The organism is Bradyrhizobium sp. USDA 223 (genome assembly GCF_044909005.1).
GTDB classification, from domain to species: domain Bacteria; phylum Pseudomonadota; class Alphaproteobacteria; order Rhizobiales; family Xanthobacteraceae; genus Bradyrhizobium; species Bradyrhizobium yuanmingense.
Genome location: NZ_JBIYDR010000001.1, coordinates 957,332 through 971,282, shown reverse-complemented (window position 1 = coordinate 971,282; position 13,951 = coordinate 957,332). Strand labels below are relative to the sequence as shown.

Sequence of the window (13,951 nt, the reverse complement as noted above, 5' to 3'; positions counted from 1 at the left end):
GGTGCTGCGCCTGCTGTCGTTCGCCCTGTTCCTCGCGATCTGGTGGATTGCCGCGCTCGTGGTCGGCGGCGCAAAGCTGCCCTCCCCGCCGGCGGTGCTTCAGGTGATGATCGCGGAAGCATCAAGCGGCGCGCTGTTCCTGCATCTCGGCGCCACGCTGGCGCGCGTCGCGCTCGCCTTCACCCTCGCGATGTCGCTCGGCAGTGCCATCGGCTATTTGATGGGCCGGGTGAAGCTCGCCGACCGGCTCGGCGATCCCTGGCTGATCCTGTTGCTCAACCTGCCCGCCTTGGTCGTGATCGTGCTGGCCTATATCTGGGCTGGCCTCACCGAGGCCGCCGCGATCGCGGCGATTGCCATCAACAAGCTGCCGACCGCCATCGTCACATTGCGCGAGGGCACGCGCGCGCTCGACCGTTCGCTCGACGAGATGGCGAGCGTGTTCGCAATGCCGCGCTGGCGCGCCTTCCGCCACGTCGTGCTGCCGCAACTGGCGCCCTATATCGCGGCCTCGGCCCGCTCCGGTCTGTCGCTGGTGTGGAAGATCGTGCTCGTCGCCGAGCTGCTGGGGCGGCCGAACGGCGTCGGCTTCGAGATCGGCGTCGCCTTCCAGCTGTTCGACACGCCGCGGCTGCTGGCCTATTCCCTCACCTTCGCCGCCGTCGTGCTCGTCATCGAAACCTTGCTGGTGCAGCCGTTCGAAGCCCGCGCAAACAGGTGGCGGCCCCGTGCGGCTTGAGGTCGATATCACGGGCAAGACTTTCAGGAGTGCCGCGGGCGGAACGCACGAGGTTCTGGCGCCCGTCAAGTTCGCGCTGCAATCCGGCGAGGTCGGCGTGCTGATCGGCCCCTCCGGCTGCGGCAAGAGCACGATGCTGCGCATCATCCTGGGACTGGACCACGACTTTGCAGGCCGCGTCGCGCGACCGCCGGAGGCGCGGATCGGCATGGTGTTCCAGGAGCCGCGCCTGCTGCCGTGGCGCTCGGTTGAGCAGAATGTACGGCTGGCTGCGCCCGATGTCGCTGATGCCAAGCTCGCCGAGCTCTTCAGGATTTTGGAGCTGGAAGCGCATCGCGACCACTATCCCGGTGAGCTCTCGCTGGGTTTGGCCCGGCGCGTGGCGCTCGCCCGCGCCTTTGCCGTCGAGCCGGATATTCTGGTGCTCGACGAACCGCTGGCATCGCTCGATGACGCTCTCGCCGGACGCCTGCGCGATGAAATTGCAACGCTCGTCGCGAGCCGGCCGGTGATGACGCTTTTGGTGACACACAGCCTGGACGATGCAGTGCGCCTGGGCGACCGGCTGTTCTACCTGTCGCCGCGACCAGCGCGGATCGTGGCCGAGGTGCCTATCGGCATCCCGCGCGACACACGCGGCGAAGCCGAAATTGCGGCGATCAAGGCCGGCCTCGCGCAACGAACGCAAGGCGACCGCACTGAGCGAGATGCCTCATAGCCGGTCGCCTGGTGGACGTGCTAGATTAGCGGGCGGCGGAGCTGATGATGACACGGACAGTCGCCTTCGCAACGCTTGGTCTTGCAGCGCTTAGCCTCGCACTCGTTGCGATGACGGCGGGCGCGCAGGACATGATGCGTGGCGTCGACCTCACCTCCCCCGCGATGGTCTCGGCTGAAATGACGAGGCCGGAGGTCGAGGCCATGTTGGCCAAAGCGAGCCCAAAGCAGCCTGCCGATTTCACCGGCAAACGCCTGTCGGGTCTCGATCTCTCGGAGCTGGACCTGTCCAACACGGTTCTCCGCGCCGCGCGGCTCAACAAGACAATACTTCGAGACGCCAGGCTGGACGGTGCGATCCTCGATCAGGCGTGGCTGCTGGATGCGGATCTTACCGGCGCAAGCCTGAAGGGCGCCAATCTGTTCGCCTCGCAAATGGCCCGCGCGCGTCTCGACGGTGCGAACCTGTCAGGAGCGCGGATCGCTGCCGACCTCACCGGCGCAAGCCTGGTCGGCGCCTCGATCGCGGACGCGAATCTCGGCGCCGATATGCGCAACCAGTCGATGGGACTGATGCGCGCGGTGCTGAGATCCGCCAAGCTGGAACGGCTGAACGCGCGCAACGCCGATTTGTCGCGCGTCGACCTCGAATTCGCAGTCCTCAGGGGCGCCGATCTGAGCGGCGCATCACTGAAAAACGCCCAACTCGGCGGAGCCGATCTGACCGGCGCCATCGTCATCGACGCCGATTTCGACGGCGCCGATCTCGTCTCGGCGAAGCTGATCGCACCAAATGGCCTTGACCGCGCCAAGAATTTCGACAAGGCAAAGAACCGCGAGCGGCTGATCAGGGAATGACGGCGCCCTTTGGGAGGACTGGCTGATGCGTGGGGTTCTTGCTTTGACCGCGTTGTTGACGCTTGCCGGGGAAGCCGCCGCGCAGACCAAGGGCAAGGGCATAAGGCTCTGGAATCTCACGACGGAGACCATCTCCGGCTTCCAGCTTGCACCCGCGGGCAAGACCGACTGGGGTCCGAACCAGTGCTTGAATGACAAGGACAAGGAGGTCGACCACGACGAGCGGTTGCGCATCACCGGCATCGAGCCCGGCCGCTACGACGCCAGGGTCAGCTACCCCAATGCACGGCAGTGCGTCGTCCGCGATATCGAGATCAAGGCCGACGCGGTGTTCTCGATCGCCGACAAGGATCTGAAGGACTGCACCAAGTAGCGTTCGAACGGATTCTGGCAGCTCACGCCTTGTCGTTCGGGTGCGGATATTCGCAGCGCCACTTCACCGCGTGCCACTTCGGATGCTCACCGACCCATTGCGCGATATAGGGCGGCGCGGCCATCGCGCATTGCCGCGGCGACCCGGAATAGTGGAACACCAGATGCCGCTCCTCGCAGGTCGCAGGCGAGAGCACCGCGCACACAGTCACCACCAGGTCAATCGGGTTCATGCCGGGATCCTCTCGCAAGGGGGCGATGGAGAGATTAGCACATGAAGCTACGCGCGAAGGAGGGGGAAGTTTCATAGCGCCGGAGCCTCGTCATGGCCGGGCTCGGCCTCCTTGCCTCGTGGAACAAAGAACGTGGATGCCCTGGCCGTCGCCTCGCCGAAGTGGCTTCGGCCGCGCACGCGGGAGAAGCCCGGGCATGACGACTTTCCGCGCTAAAAATTCACGCCGAACACCAATCGTGCCTGATGCCGCTCGAAATTGACGAGGTCGAGATTGCCGCCTGAGCTGGCCGGGCGCCCCCAGGCCTGCATGCTCCAGCTCGCCGTGAGCCGGGAACGCTCGGAGAGCTGGAAATAGGCGGTGGGGCCGACAAACAGGGCCTGGCCTGAGAACTCGCTAAGGCCGATGCCCTCATATTGCCGGAAGTAGCGCATCTCGCCGCCGAGCAGCACATTGGGCCGCACGCGCACCAGGCCGGCAAACGCGGCCCCGATCGTCGAGCTCTTCTCGGAAGCCCCTCCAATCTCGAAGCGCGCCCATTCCGGCTGGTAGATCAGGTTGAGGGCGCCGATGGCGAAGTTCGGAATGAGTTCGCCGTCGAAGGCGAACGTGAATTCCGTGCCGTACATCCGCCCTTTCGCGCCGCTGGTCTCGTCGATGCGGTCGCCGTGGAGCTCGGCCGCAATCGTGAGGCCGAATGGTGCGCGCTCACGGTCGAGCAGGCGATAGCGCAGGTCAAGCGAGATGCCCTGGAAGTTGAACTGGCGGCGGTCGTCGATGTCAGGGACGCCGGTGATGTGGTGCAAGCTGGCGGTGCCGCCGACCTCGACACGAAAATTCGGCAGCGGCACCACCTCGATCTCGACCTCGTGTTCAAGGGCGCGATAAGCGCCCCCGCCTTTGCCGAAGCGCCCCGTCGTCTGGGTCTGGAATTCGCGCTCGCCGACATTGCCGATATCGGTGCCGATCATGAAGCCGAAGATGTGCTCGGTATCAAAACCTGCCTCGGCGCTGCTGCGCGCCGGCGCCAGCACGATCGCGCACACGATCACCGTCCAGAACTTGCAGGCTCTGCCGCCCATCCCGTGCCCCAAAGGCGCGCGCCGCTATGATGCGGCAGCAGCGCTGACCGGGCGCCAGCGTAACACACTGCCGCAGAGCACGGTCGAGATTTTGCGGCCAGAGAATTGAAGCCCGTCCACGTGCGGCATTCACGTCAATCCGCAAAGCATGGAGCACGGCGAGGCGCAGATCCGACACTGCCACGGCTCCGACGGCGTTTGCCATCGAAGCCGCGGCAGGTCGTCGGTCTTACTTGCGCGAGGCGCAGGCGTACATGTTGATTTCCATGCCGACCGGCACTTCCACGATCTTCGGAGCTTTCCAAGCCATTCGGGTCTCCCAAGGTATTGAGCGCGACATCGCGCGGCGAAAACCTAGGGCTGCGTCAATTGCAGTTCAAGCCTCGATTCGACTGCCGCCGCGTCTGTGCCAATTCTTCGCGGCCGCAATTTCTCTCTCGGACAAGGCAAGTTCCCTCCTGGTCAAACCTGACCAGCGAGACACTGCCTTGTGCAATGCACCGCGCGTCCAATCGACAACGGTGCCGTCAGCAATCCTTGTCGGCCATTTCGGCATTCGGCTTGGCGCCTGCAGCGCGCTGAGCCGCCGTCGGCTCGCTCTGCATTTGGCGCTGCGCATCCTCGGACGACGCCGGCGATTCACCGCTGGCACGGTTCATGGTGCTGGTCGGCGGATGCTGGCTGGTACCGCTCGCCGAACCGGACGTGTGCGATTGCGCGGAGCCCACGGTGACCGGACCAGAACCAGCATCCTTGTCGGTGCTGGCGCTGCCGGTGTTGCAGGGACCGGCGACCGCAACCCCGGCGCTCAGCGCCAGGATTGCACAGGCAGCAAGAAGGGAACGATTCGTATTCATCTGCATCTCCTTTTCTCCCGCAGCGCAGCCCCGGCGCCGGCAGGACATGCGGAGAAACAGGCCGAGCAGCCCGATGTTCCCGAGCGCGAGACGAGAATGATCGCAAACGTTACGCCCGTCACGCCCGTTCCGGCCGCGGCGCTCACCGGAGCAATCGCACGAGCGCGCGACCGGCGCGCGCGTTCAGCTCCTTCGCATCCAGCGTTCCGTCCTTGTCGGGATTGGCTGCGCTGAAACGCTGCTCGACCACCGACAAATATTCGTCGAGGGTGAGGGTCCCGTCGCGGTCGGGGTCGGCCGCGGCGAGTGCTTTCGCGCTCAACCGTCCACGCAGTTCGCGCGCATCGAGCGTGCCGTCGCGATCGGGATCGAGCTTTGCGAAGGTGGTGGCAGCGGCCTTCTTCACCTCGGCAAGATCGAGCGTGCCGTCGTTGTCGGTGTCGAACAACTTGACCGCATTGCCGGAAGCCGACCACGCCGGACCGGCCGAGAGTGCAATCATAAGTGCAAGGGCAATCGAGCGAGCCGAAATCATCGAGACCTCCCTGACATAGAGCCCCTGATTAATGGGGCAGAGCCGAGATAAACCCGCAAGCGGACCTCGGTTCAAGTCCGGACTTGCAACTTACGCGCGCCACAACCGGTGGAGATGCATCGACCTGCTCCCGATCGCGCTTCGCGCCACGGAATTCTCAGCGTCTCCGCACAAGTTGGAGTTGCCTTTGTCAGGTTTCCGTCAGGTGACCGCCGACGATATCGGCACGTTGCTTACGACTTTCGTATTGACGCGTTTTGGTTTCCGACGGAGTGTTGCAGCCGCAGCGTCAAAAGGCGCGCATTTTGGGAGGAACGGATGAAACGCTTTGCGATGGCCGCGAGCCTCGTCATGCTTGCGTCAACCTGTGCAAATGCACAGACCACCGAGCAGCTGGTCAAGGGTGCGACCGACACATCGAACGTTCTCAATTACGGAATGGGCTACAATCTTCAGCGCTTCTCGACGCTGAAGCAGATCAACAAGGATACGGTCAAGAATCTCGTCCCGATCTGGAATTACAGCTTCAATGACGATCGGAGCGAGGAATCGCAGCCCATCGTCTATCAGGGCGTCATCTACGTCACCTCGCACAATGCCACGATGGCGGTCGATGCCAAGACCGGCAAGCAGATCTGGAAGAGCAAGATCGAATATCCGGCGGAGACGCCGCGAATCGTCTGCTGCGGCATCATCAACCGCGGCGTCGCGATTCACGAGGGCAAGCTGTTCCGTACGACCCTCGATGCCCACGTGATTGCCATCGACGCCAAGAACGGCAAGGAGCTGTGGCGGCAAAAAGCAGCCGACATCAAGGAAGGCTATTCGATGACGGTAGCCCCGCTCGTTGCCGACGGCGTCGTCATCACCGGCATCTCCGGCGCCGAATTCGGCACAAGAGGCTTCATCGACGGCTGGGATCCGGCAACGGGCAAGCATCTCTGGCGGACCCACTCGATCCCCTCGCCGGACGAGCCCGGCGGCGACACCTGGAAGGGCGACACCTGGAAGCTCGGCGGTGGCTCGACCTGGATCACCGGCTCTTATGACCCCGAGCTGAACACGGTGTATTGGGGCACCGGCAATCCCGGCCCGTTCAACTCGGCGGTGCGCCCCGGCGACAATCTCTACACCTGCTCCGTCCTGGCGCTGGATCCCAAGACCGGCAAGATCAAGTGGCATTACCAGTTCTCGCCGAACAATCCGTTCGACTACGACGCCGTGGCCGAGATGGTGCTCGCCGACATGACGATCGAGGGCAAGCCGACCAAGGCGCTGCTGAATGCCAACCGCAACGGCTTCTTCTACGTGCTCGACCGCACCAACGGCAAGCTGCTCGCGGCCAATCCTTACGTGAAGGTCAACTGGGCAACCGGCATCGACATGAAGACGGGACGTCCGATCGAGACCGACGTGTCGAAGGACGCACGCGAGGGCAAGAAAGTCACCGTCTATCCCTCGATCCTTGGCGGCAAGAACTGGGAGCCGATGTCGTTCAATCCGCAGACCGGCCTCGCCTATGCCAACACGCTCGCTTTCGGCGGCAGGTACAAGACCGAGCCCGTCACCTACAAGCAGGGCGAATGGTATCTCGGCATGGATCTGACCGACCTCTGGGAATACGGCGACGGGCCGCGCGGTCATCTCAAGGCCATCGACCCCATGACCGGCAAATCGAAATGGGAGGCGCCGAGCGACATTCCGCGCTTCTCGGGCGTGCTCTCGACGGCCGGAGGCGTCGTATTCTCAGGCGCGCTGACCGGCGAGTTCGAGGCCTTCGACGCCGACACCGGCAAGAAGCTCTGGCAGTTCCAGACCGGCTCCGGCATCGAGGGACAGCCGGTGACCTGGCAGCAGGACGGCGTGCAGTATGTCGCCGTGACGAGCGGCTATGGCGGCGTCTACTCGCTGTTCTCCGGCGACGAGCGGCTTGCCAACGTGCCGCCCGGCGGCTCGCTGTGGGTCTTTGCGGTCAAACAGTAAGACACGGGTACGATGCTGAAAGTGATCCCTCACAAGACGGCGGCGATGATCGCCGCCGTCGCGGTGCTGTCGGTCGCGCATGCGGCGACCGTCCGCGCCGATGACACCACCGGCAATTCCATGCAGGCGCAGATCGACCATGGCAAGTCGACCTACGCCTCGAAATGCTCGCACTGCCACGGCCCCAATCTGATGAATTCCGGCACCGTCACGCCGGATCTGCGTGCCATTCCCGACGACAAGACGCGCTTCGTCACCACGGTGAAGAACGGCAAGAACAACAAGATGCCACCCTGGGCCGACATTCTCAGCGACGACGAGATCGGAAACCTCTGGGCCTTCGTCTCCAGCCGGAGGAAGCCATGAGGGGCCGGCGCGTTGCCTGGAGCGCTGCGGCCGTTCTGTCCGCGATGGCGTCGGTCGCTCTCGCAGCCGACGATCCTCTGAAGGTCTGTCTCGACGAGGACCGGCCGCCGCTCTCGGTGCATCGCCGCGACAAGCCGGATGCCGGCTTCGACGTGCTGCTGGCGCAGGCGATCGCCGAGCGGATGGGACGCCCGCTGAAGATCCAGTGGTTCGAGAGCAGGCTGGATGAGGATTCGAGCCCGCAACTCGAGGCCAACGCGTTGCTCTCGGACGGGCGCTGCTCGCTGGTCGGCGGCTACGCGCTGACGCAGGATTCGCTTGTCGCACCCGGGATGAAGACGGCGCGCTTGCCGGGTTTCGCCGGCGCCACGCGCGACGATCGGCGGCGCCGCGTCCCGCTCGGCGTGCTCGCGCCGAGCCAGCCCTACATCTATTCGCCGATGACGGTGGTGCTGGGGCCAAAGGCCCGCGGGCGCAAGGTCGGCGACATCGGCGATCTCGCCGGCCTTCGTCTCGCCATCGAAAGCGGATCGCTCGGCGACGCCATCCTGATGACCTTCGACAAGGGGCGCCTGATCGACAACATCACCCACCTCGTCCCCGGCCGCGACGATCTTCTCGGCGCGCTCGAGCGCGGCGACCATGACGCGACGCTGATCGATCTTGCCCGCTTCGACGCCCATCGCGCCGCGCACCCGGACACGGCGATCACGGCGTCCGGCTACTATTATCCGATCGGAGCCAATCGCGGCTATGTCGGGCTCGCCAGCGATGGCGCGCTGATCGCGGCCGTCAACAAGGCGCTGACGGAGCTCACGGCTTCGGGCAAGATCGCCGAATTCGGCAAGCAGGCCGGCCTCACCTATCTGCCGCCGCGCGAGCCCGCGATCCTCGGCGATGTCTGGACCAAGATCATCCAGCGGTGAGGCACCGTCATTCCGGGGCGCCCGCAGGGCGAGCCCGGAATCCATTTATCAGCAGCGCATGCGGGGCGATGGATTCCGGGCCTGCGTGCTGCGCACGCATCCCGGAATGACGGAGGATGTGGCTAGCGGCGTCTCCCTTCGTATACTGGAGGCATTTCATTCGCCCATCGGTGCCCCGTGAATTCCCCGGCCATCGCCAGCAATCTGCGCGTCCGGGTGATCACCGAATAGGCACCGCGCAGACCAATCGAATGCGCCAATCTGTCTCGCCTGCGACCGATGGCAGCGACAGCCGGATGCAGTAGGTTCGGCAAAAATCAGGGAGAGAATCATGTCCGCCAAGCTCGATCGCCGCCACTTCATCGCCGCCGGGACCAGTGCACTGGCGATGCCGCTCGTCGCGCGCGGCGCATCGGCACAGGGTAGCTGGCCGGCGCGGCAGATTCGCATGATCTGCAGCTATCCCGCCGGCGGCCAGACCGACCTGCTCGCGCGCGCCTATGGCGAGTTCATCTCCAAGCAGGTCGGCAAGACCGTCGTCATCGAGAACAAGCCCGGCGCCTCCGGCGCGATCGGGACGGCGGAAGTCGCCCGCGCCGAGCCCGACGGCCACACCATCCTGTGCTCGATCTCGACCACCTACATCATGAACCGTGTGGTGATGAAAAATCCCGGCTACGACATGGACAAGGATTTGACGCTCGTCAGCGTCATTCCCGGCGCGGGTCTGTTGCTGGTCGCGAACCCGAAAACAGGGGTTAAGACGCTGGAGGATTTCGTCGCCTTCGCGCGCAAGAGCGGCAAGGTGAACTTCGGCACCTACAGCGCGGGCTCGGCCCCGCACATGACTGTCAACGAGCTCAACAAGCAGTACGGCCTCAACATCGAGCCGGTGCACTATCGCGGCGAGGCGCCGATGTGGACGGGAATGCTGGAAGGCACCCTCGATGCCGCGATGGGCAGCTACACGGCCGCGCAGTCGGTCCTGCAAAGCGACCGCGGCACGGTGTTCGCCGTGCATTCGAAGAAGGTCGATGCGATCCCCGCGATCAAGACCCTTCCCGAGCAGGGCGCGACGTCGAAATTCTTCACCGTGAGCGGGTTCACCGGCTGGGCCGTGCCCAAGGCGACGCCGCAAGCCGTCGTCGACCGCCTCGCCGAGCTCTGCGTCGCCGCCAACACCGATCCGAAAGTGAAGGAGGTTCTCTCGACCTTCGTGCTCGAGCCCGCGATCGGCTTCAAGGAAACCAATGCGCTGTACCAGCGCGAGCTGCCGATCTGGATCGAGAGCGCGAAGTCGTTGGGCCTCGAGCCGGCCTGATCAGAAAGTTGGGCACATCACGAGGACGGCCTCGCCGGCCGCTTTTGGAAAAACCGCGTCTAATGCTCGCCCGAGCTCGCCGCGCCCTGCTGTGCCTTGTGGATCGAGGACGGCACCACGCCGAAATATTTCCGGAACACCCGGCTGAAATGCGATGAGCTGGAGAACCCCCAGGAGAAGGCAACGTCGGTGATAGTCTTGCCGGCGTGGGCCTCGAGCTCCTGGCGGCAGTTCTGCAGCCGCGCCTGCCAGATGTAGTCGCTCACCGTGGTGCCGCGCTCCGAGAACAGCATGTGCAGATAGCGCTTGGAGCAGCCAAGCTCGGCCGAGATCTGATCGATGCACAGATCGGGGTCGCGCAAGTGCTCGCGGATGAAGAACTGCGCGCGCACATACATCGCTTCGGGCCCGACACGATCGAACATCGTGTCGGCTTCGCGCAGCGGCAGCAGCAACAGGTCGATCAGTGAATCCGCGACGCCGACCGCGCTGTTGGCGGACAGCTTTGCCGCCTCGTCGAAGGTGGCGTGGACGAAATCGTGGGCGATCCGCCCGGTCCCCGTCTTCGCCGTCAATTTGCACGCCGGCATCCGCTGCGACGGGAATCCGCGGTCGCGCAGCAGCGCCTTCGGCACGATCACCACGTCATGTCGGGTAAAGGCGGGGCTGATGATCGAATGCGGACAGGAGACGTCATAGGCGATGATGTCGCCCGGGTTGATCTCGATGTGGCGGCCTTCTTGTTCGAAATAAGACACGCCGTAAGTCTGGAAATGGATTTTTATGTACGGGTGTTCATTGGCCTTGGCGCGCGCCAGCGTGTGCGCGATGCGATGCTGGCTGACCTCGATCTGGCAGAGCTTCAGGCGCGAGACCGTGGTGTAATCGATGCGACCTTCGAGCGAGGACGCCTCCAGCGGATCAACGTCGAAATGCCCGCACAGGCTCGTGAGCCCGTCGATCCAGCTCTGGATCTGCCGCTTCGGCGTCATTCCGGTCGTCGAGAGCGTGTGAATGGTGTCGGACATTAATCCAGCCACTGATTTGATCCGGAGATTCGGCGCGAATCGCAACCAGCGCTGCCGGAGCCCTCAGCCGTGATTGCGTGACGTTTACCTCGCATTTGAGCGGTCTCTTGCAACGAGCGCCATCGTTCCATTGCCACTCTTGAAACTTAATCCTCCGCCTTAGTTGCAGCGCCGTCAAGGGGAACCTGAGCGCCGAGGCGGCCTCGAGGGCGCACCGAAGCCGCTGAATTCGCTACTGCAAAATCAAAATCTTCACCTCCGTGCGCTGTCGAGCAAACCGCCTTCGCTCTTGGGCAAGTTTCCCGATGGCGAAGCCGTTAGGGATTGCGGCAGGAACAACAAGAACGGGCCGCTCCTGCACGTGGACCCGTGGCTCTCATCAGGAGGAGGAAACAGCACAGCATCGTTTCTGGTCCCCATCGTGACCGCCCTGCACGAGCAGACGCCGGACGAGAAGCCCGGCGATTGAGCAACGCTTCGGAAATAATAAACGAGACCAACGGAGGAATAACTATGCGCAAGGTGCTTCTGGCGACCTGTCTTGGTTCGGCGGCGGCTCTCGCCGTCGGCAGCGCTTCAGCAAATGACGAGCTGATCAAGATGTCGCAAAACCCGAAAGACTGGGTGATGCCGGCGGGCGACTACGCCAATACCCGCTATTCGAAGCTAAACCAGATCAACGCACAGAATGTCGGGAAACTCCAAGTTGCCTGGACCTTCTCGACCGGCGTGCTGCGTGGCCACGAGGGCGGCCCGCTGATCATCGGCAACATGATGTACGTCCACACGCCGTTCCCTAACAAGGTCTACGCCATTGACCTTTCGCAAGAGAACAAGATCGTTTGGAAATACGAGCCGAAGCAGGATCCCAACGTCATCCCCGTGATGTGCTGCGACACCGTCAACCGCGGCCTGTCCTATGGCGACGGTAAGATCATTCTGCATCAGGCCGACACCAACCTCGTGGCGCTCGATGCAAAGACCGGTCAGGTGGCCTGGTCGGCCACCAATGGCAACCCGGCAAAGGGCGAGACCGGTACCTCGGCGGCCCTGGTCGTCAAGGACAAGGTCCTCGTCGGCATATCCGGCGGGGAGTTCGGCGTGCAGTGCCATGTCACCGCATACGACCTCAAATCCGGCAAGCAGGTCTGGCGCGCCTATTCCACGGGTCCGGACGATCAGATTAAGGTCGATCCGGTGAAGACGACGTCGCTCGGCAAGCCGGTCGGCCCGGACTCTTCGCTGAAGTCCTGGCAGGGCGATCAGTGGAAAATCGGCGGCGGCTGCACCTGGGGCTGGCTCTCGTACGATCCCGCTCTGAACCTTGTCTATTACGGGTCGGGCAATCCCTCGACCTGGAACCCGAAGCAGCGTCCCGGCGACAACAAATGGTCGATGGCGATCTTCGCCCGCGATGCCGACACGGGCATGGCGAAGTGGGTCTACCAGATGACGCCCCATGACGAATGGGATTATGACGGCGTCAACGAAATGATCCTCAGCGACCAGCAGATCAACGGTCAGAACCGCAAGCTGCTGACGCACTTCGACCGCAACGGCCTCGCCTACACCATGGATCGCGACACCGGCGAACTGCTGGTTGCCGAGAAGTACGATCCCAAAGTGAACTGGACCAGCGGCGTCGACATGGACAAGAACTCGCCAACCTATGGCCGTCCGAAGGTCGTCGCCCAATATTCCACCGAGCACGGCGGAGAGGACAAGAACACCAAGGGCATCTGCCCGGCCGCGCTCGGCACGAAGGACCAGCAGCCGGCGGCCTACTCGCCGGACACGCAGCTGTTCTACGTTCCGACCAACCACGTCTGCATGGACTACGAACCGTTCAAGGTGAGCTACACCGCAGGCCAGCCCTATGTGGGGGCGACGCTTTCGATGTACCCGCCCCAGGGTGAAAGCCACATGGGCAACTTCATCGCCTGGGACAACAAGACCGGCAAGATCGTCTGGTCGAACAAGGAGCAGTTCTCGGTCTGGTCGGGTGCGCTCGCAACGGCAGGCGGCGTGGTGTTCTACGGCACGCTCGAAGGCTACCTGAAGGCGGTCGATGCCAAGTCCGGCAAGGAGCTCTACAAGTTCAAGACTCCGTCCGGCATCATCGGCAACGTCACCACCTATGAGAACAACGGCAAACAGTACATTGCCGTGCTCTCCGGCGTGGGCGGCTGGGCCGGCATTGGTCTCGCGGCAGGCCTGACTGATCCGACCGCAGGCCTCGGCGCCGTCGGCGGCTACGCGGCCCTCAGCAACTACACGGCACTCGGCGGTACGCTGACCGTGTTCTCGCTGCCGAACTAGGCCTCGCTTAGCATCGCTCCGGCGCGTGGATCGTTCCACGCGCCGGCTCGTCTCCACCGAATGCCGGCCGAGGAACAAATCTCTTGCGTAAAATCTGCTCTGTCATTGTTGTGATGATGATCTTCGTTGTGTCCGGAGGAATCGCGGTCGCAGAGGGTCCGGGCGACCCGACCGCTGTGAAGAAGGAAGACGACGGAAAGTGGCTCGATAAGGACGGAAACCCGACCTACAAGATTTCGGCCGACGGTACCGTGGACTGGTTCACCTATTCCGGATATCGCCGCTATCACTCGGATTGTCACGTGTGTCACGGCCCCGACGGCATGGGATCGACCTACGCACCGGCGCTGAGGGACTCTGTCAAGTCGATGAGTTACGGCGACTTCCTCGGCGTGGTCGCCTCCGGCCGCAAGAGCATCTCGACCGCGCAGGAGAACGTCATGCCGGCCTTCGGTGATAACCCGAACGTCGCCTGCTACATGGACGATCTCTACGTCTATCTCCGCGCGCGCTCCACCGACGCCTTGGGCCGGCAGCGTCCTGCGAAAAAGGAGGAGAAGACGGAGGCCTATACCCAGGCTGAAGACGCCTGCATGGGCAAGAAATGAACGTTAC

General features: G+C 63.6%; 16 protein-coding genes. 10 read left to right on the top strand and 6 right to left on the bottom strand.

All coding sequences use genetic code 11. The features are described 5' to 3' along the window. The first annotated feature begins 1 nt into the window (after position 1). From ABIA40_RS04035 to ABIA40_RS04020, 4 genes are read left to right on the top strand one after another with little or no spacing between them, the layout of a single operon-like run. Positions 2-739: an ABC transporter permease gene (locus ABIA40_RS04035; RefSeq protein ID WP_036042015.1), complete on the top strand. Its 738-nt coding sequence runs from the start codon at positions 2-4 to the stop codon at positions 737-739. After that, on the top strand, positions 729-1,457 hold the full coding sequence (locus ABIA40_RS04030; protein ID WP_404539270.1) for an ABC transporter ATP-binding protein: 729 nt from the start codon (positions 729-731) through the stop codon (positions 1,455-1,457). Before ABIA40_RS04035 ends, ABIA40_RS04030 begins: the two co-directional genes overlap by 11 nt. Before the next feature lie 47 nt (positions 1,458-1,504). After that, a complete protein-coding gene (locus ABIA40_RS04025; RefSeq protein ID WP_404539267.1) occupies positions 1,505-2,314 on the top strand; it encodes a pentapeptide repeat-containing protein in 810 nt (269 codons plus the stop codon). Positions 2,315-2,339: 25 nt separating this feature from the next. Continuing rightward, positions 2,340-2,687 (top strand): hypothetical protein, encoded by a 348-nt coding sequence (locus tag ABIA40_RS04020; protein WP_157283940.1) that lies wholly within the window; start codon positions 2,340-2,342, stop codon positions 2,685-2,687. Between the two features lie 22 nt (positions 2,688-2,709). Here the strand turns inward: ABIA40_RS04020 and ABIA40_RS04015 are convergent, their stop codons facing one another. The 5 genes from ABIA40_RS04015 to ABIA40_RS03995 all read right to left on the bottom strand — a co-directional run bounded on the left by ABIA40_RS04015 (position 2,710) and on the right by ABIA40_RS03995 (position 5,393). Continuing rightward, entirely contained in the window at positions 2,710-2,919 is a 210-nt protein-coding gene (locus ABIA40_RS04015; protein ID WP_036007926.1) for a hypothetical protein, read from the bottom strand. Positions 2,920-3,131: 212 nt separating this feature from the next. Beyond that, positions 3,132-4,001 (bottom strand): hypothetical protein, encoded by an 870-nt coding sequence (locus tag ABIA40_RS04010; RefSeq protein ID WP_404539264.1) that lies wholly within the window; start codon positions 3,999-4,001, stop codon positions 3,132-3,134. Positions 4,002-4,230: 229 nt separating this feature from the next. Beyond that, complete coding sequence (pqqA, locus tag ABIA40_RS04005) at positions 4,231-4,311, bottom strand: pyrroloquinoline quinone precursor peptide PqqA (protein WP_008562446.1); 81 nt, start codon at positions 4,309-4,311, stop codon at positions 4,231-4,233. A 217-nt stretch (positions 4,312-4,528) separates the two neighbouring features. Then, complete coding sequence (locus ABIA40_RS04000) at positions 4,529-4,858, bottom strand: hypothetical protein (RefSeq protein ID WP_271544118.1); 330 nt, start codon at positions 4,856-4,858, stop codon at positions 4,529-4,531. 142 nt (positions 4,859-5,000) lie between these two features. Further along, complete coding sequence (locus ABIA40_RS03995) at positions 5,001-5,393, bottom strand: calcium-binding protein (protein WP_404539261.1); 393 nt, start codon at positions 5,391-5,393, stop codon at positions 5,001-5,003. 318 nt (positions 5,394-5,711) lie between these two features. On the opposite strand from ABIA40_RS03995, the gene ABIA40_RS03990 reads away from it, so the two are divergent. The 4 genes from ABIA40_RS03990 to ABIA40_RS03975 all read left to right on the top strand — a co-directional run bounded on the left by ABIA40_RS03990 (position 5,712) and on the right by ABIA40_RS03975 (position 9,989). Continuing rightward, complete coding sequence (locus tag ABIA40_RS03990; protein WP_157283948.1) at positions 5,712-7,376, top strand: methanol/ethanol family PQQ-dependent dehydrogenase; 1,665 nt, start codon at positions 5,712-5,714, stop codon at positions 7,374-7,376. Positions 7,377-7,388: 12 nt separating this feature from the next. After that, positions 7,389-7,742 (top strand): cytochrome c, encoded by a 354-nt coding sequence (locus ABIA40_RS03985; protein WP_157283950.1) that lies wholly within the window; start codon positions 7,389-7,391, stop codon positions 7,740-7,742. After that, a complete protein-coding gene (locus ABIA40_RS03980; RefSeq protein ID WP_404539257.1) occupies positions 7,739-8,668 on the top strand; it encodes a substrate-binding periplasmic protein in 930 nt (309 codons plus the stop codon). Before ABIA40_RS03985 ends, ABIA40_RS03980 begins: the two co-directional genes overlap by 4 nt. A 331-nt stretch (positions 8,669-8,999) precedes the next feature. Then, positions 9,000-9,989: a tripartite tricarboxylate transporter substrate binding protein gene (locus ABIA40_RS03975; RefSeq protein ID WP_271544111.1), complete on the top strand. Its 990-nt coding sequence runs from the start codon at positions 9,000-9,002 to the stop codon at positions 9,987-9,989. Between the two features lie 59 nt (positions 9,990-10,048). Here the strand turns inward: ABIA40_RS03975 and ABIA40_RS03970 are convergent, their stop codons facing one another. Next, the gene (locus tag ABIA40_RS03970) at positions 10,049-11,017 is read right to left on the bottom strand and encodes a helix-turn-helix domain-containing protein (RefSeq protein WP_025037738.1); all 969 of its coding nucleotides are present in this window, start codon (positions 11,015-11,017) and stop codon (positions 10,049-10,051) included. Positions 11,018-11,530: 513 nt separating this feature from the next. Between ABIA40_RS03970 and xoxF5 the strand changes: the two genes are divergently transcribed. After that, positions 11,531-13,336 carry a lanthanide-dependent methanol dehydrogenase XoxF5 gene (xoxF5, locus tag ABIA40_RS03965; RefSeq protein WP_404539253.1) on the top strand — a complete coding sequence of 602 codons (1,806 nt, stop codon included), beginning with the start codon at positions 11,531-11,533 and terminating at the stop codon, positions 13,334-13,336. 116 nt (positions 13,337-13,452) lie between these two features. Continuing rightward, positions 13,453-13,944, top strand: a complete 492-nt coding sequence (locus ABIA40_RS03960) for a c-type cytochrome, methanol metabolism-related (protein ID WP_157284197.1) — start codon at positions 13,453-13,455, stop codon at positions 13,942-13,944. Positions 13,945-13,951: the final 7 nt, after the last annotated feature.

Excerpts from the sequence above, each read along its gene's own strand:
- ABIA40_RS04025 (WP_404539267.1), top strand. The coding sequence starts at position 1,505 with ATGACACGGACAGTCGCCTTCGCAACGCTTGGTCTTGCAGCGCTTAGC.
- ABIA40_RS04020 (WP_157283940.1), top strand. The coding sequence starts at position 2,340 with ATGCGTGGGGTTCTTGCTTTGACCGCGTTGTTGACGCTTGCCGGGGAA.
- ABIA40_RS04015 (WP_036007926.1), bottom strand. The coding sequence starts at position 2,919 with ATGAACCCGATTGACCTGGTGGTGACTGTGTGCGCGGTGCTCTCGCCT.
- ABIA40_RS04010 (WP_404539264.1), bottom strand. The coding sequence starts at position 4,001 with ATGGGCGGCAGAGCCTGCAAGTTCTGGACGGTGATCGTGTGCGCGATC.
- pqqA (WP_008562446.1), bottom strand. The coding sequence starts at position 4,311 with ATGGCTTGGAAAGCTCCGAAGATCGTGGAAGTGCCGGTCGGCATGGAA.
- ABIA40_RS04000 (WP_271544118.1), bottom strand. The coding sequence starts at position 4,858 with ATGAATACGAATCGTTCCCTTCTTGCTGCCTGTGCAATCCTGGCGCTG.
- ABIA40_RS03995 (WP_404539261.1), bottom strand. The coding sequence starts at position 5,393 with ATGATTTCGGCTCGCTCGATTGCCCTTGCACTTATGATTGCACTCTCG.
- ABIA40_RS03990 (WP_157283948.1), top strand. The coding sequence starts at position 5,712 with ATGAAACGCTTTGCGATGGCCGCGAGCCTCGTCATGCTTGCGTCAACC.
- ABIA40_RS03985 (WP_157283950.1), top strand. The coding sequence starts at position 7,389 with ATGCTGAAAGTGATCCCTCACAAGACGGCGGCGATGATCGCCGCCGTC.
- ABIA40_RS03980 (WP_404539257.1), top strand. The coding sequence starts at position 7,739 with ATGAGGGGCCGGCGCGTTGCCTGGAGCGCTGCGGCCGTTCTGTCCGCG.
- ABIA40_RS03975 (WP_271544111.1), top strand. The coding sequence starts at position 9,000 with ATGTCCGCCAAGCTCGATCGCCGCCACTTCATCGCCGCCGGGACCAGT.
- ABIA40_RS03970 (WP_025037738.1), bottom strand. The coding sequence starts at position 11,017 with ATGTCCGACACCATTCACACGCTCTCGACGACCGGAATGACGCCGAAG.
- xoxF5 (WP_404539253.1), top strand. The coding sequence starts at position 11,531 with ATGCGCAAGGTGCTTCTGGCGACCTGTCTTGGTTCGGCGGCGGCTCTC.
- ABIA40_RS03960 (WP_157284197.1), top strand. The coding sequence starts at position 13,453 with ATGATCTTCGTTGTGTCCGGAGGAATCGCGGTCGCAGAGGGTCCGGGC.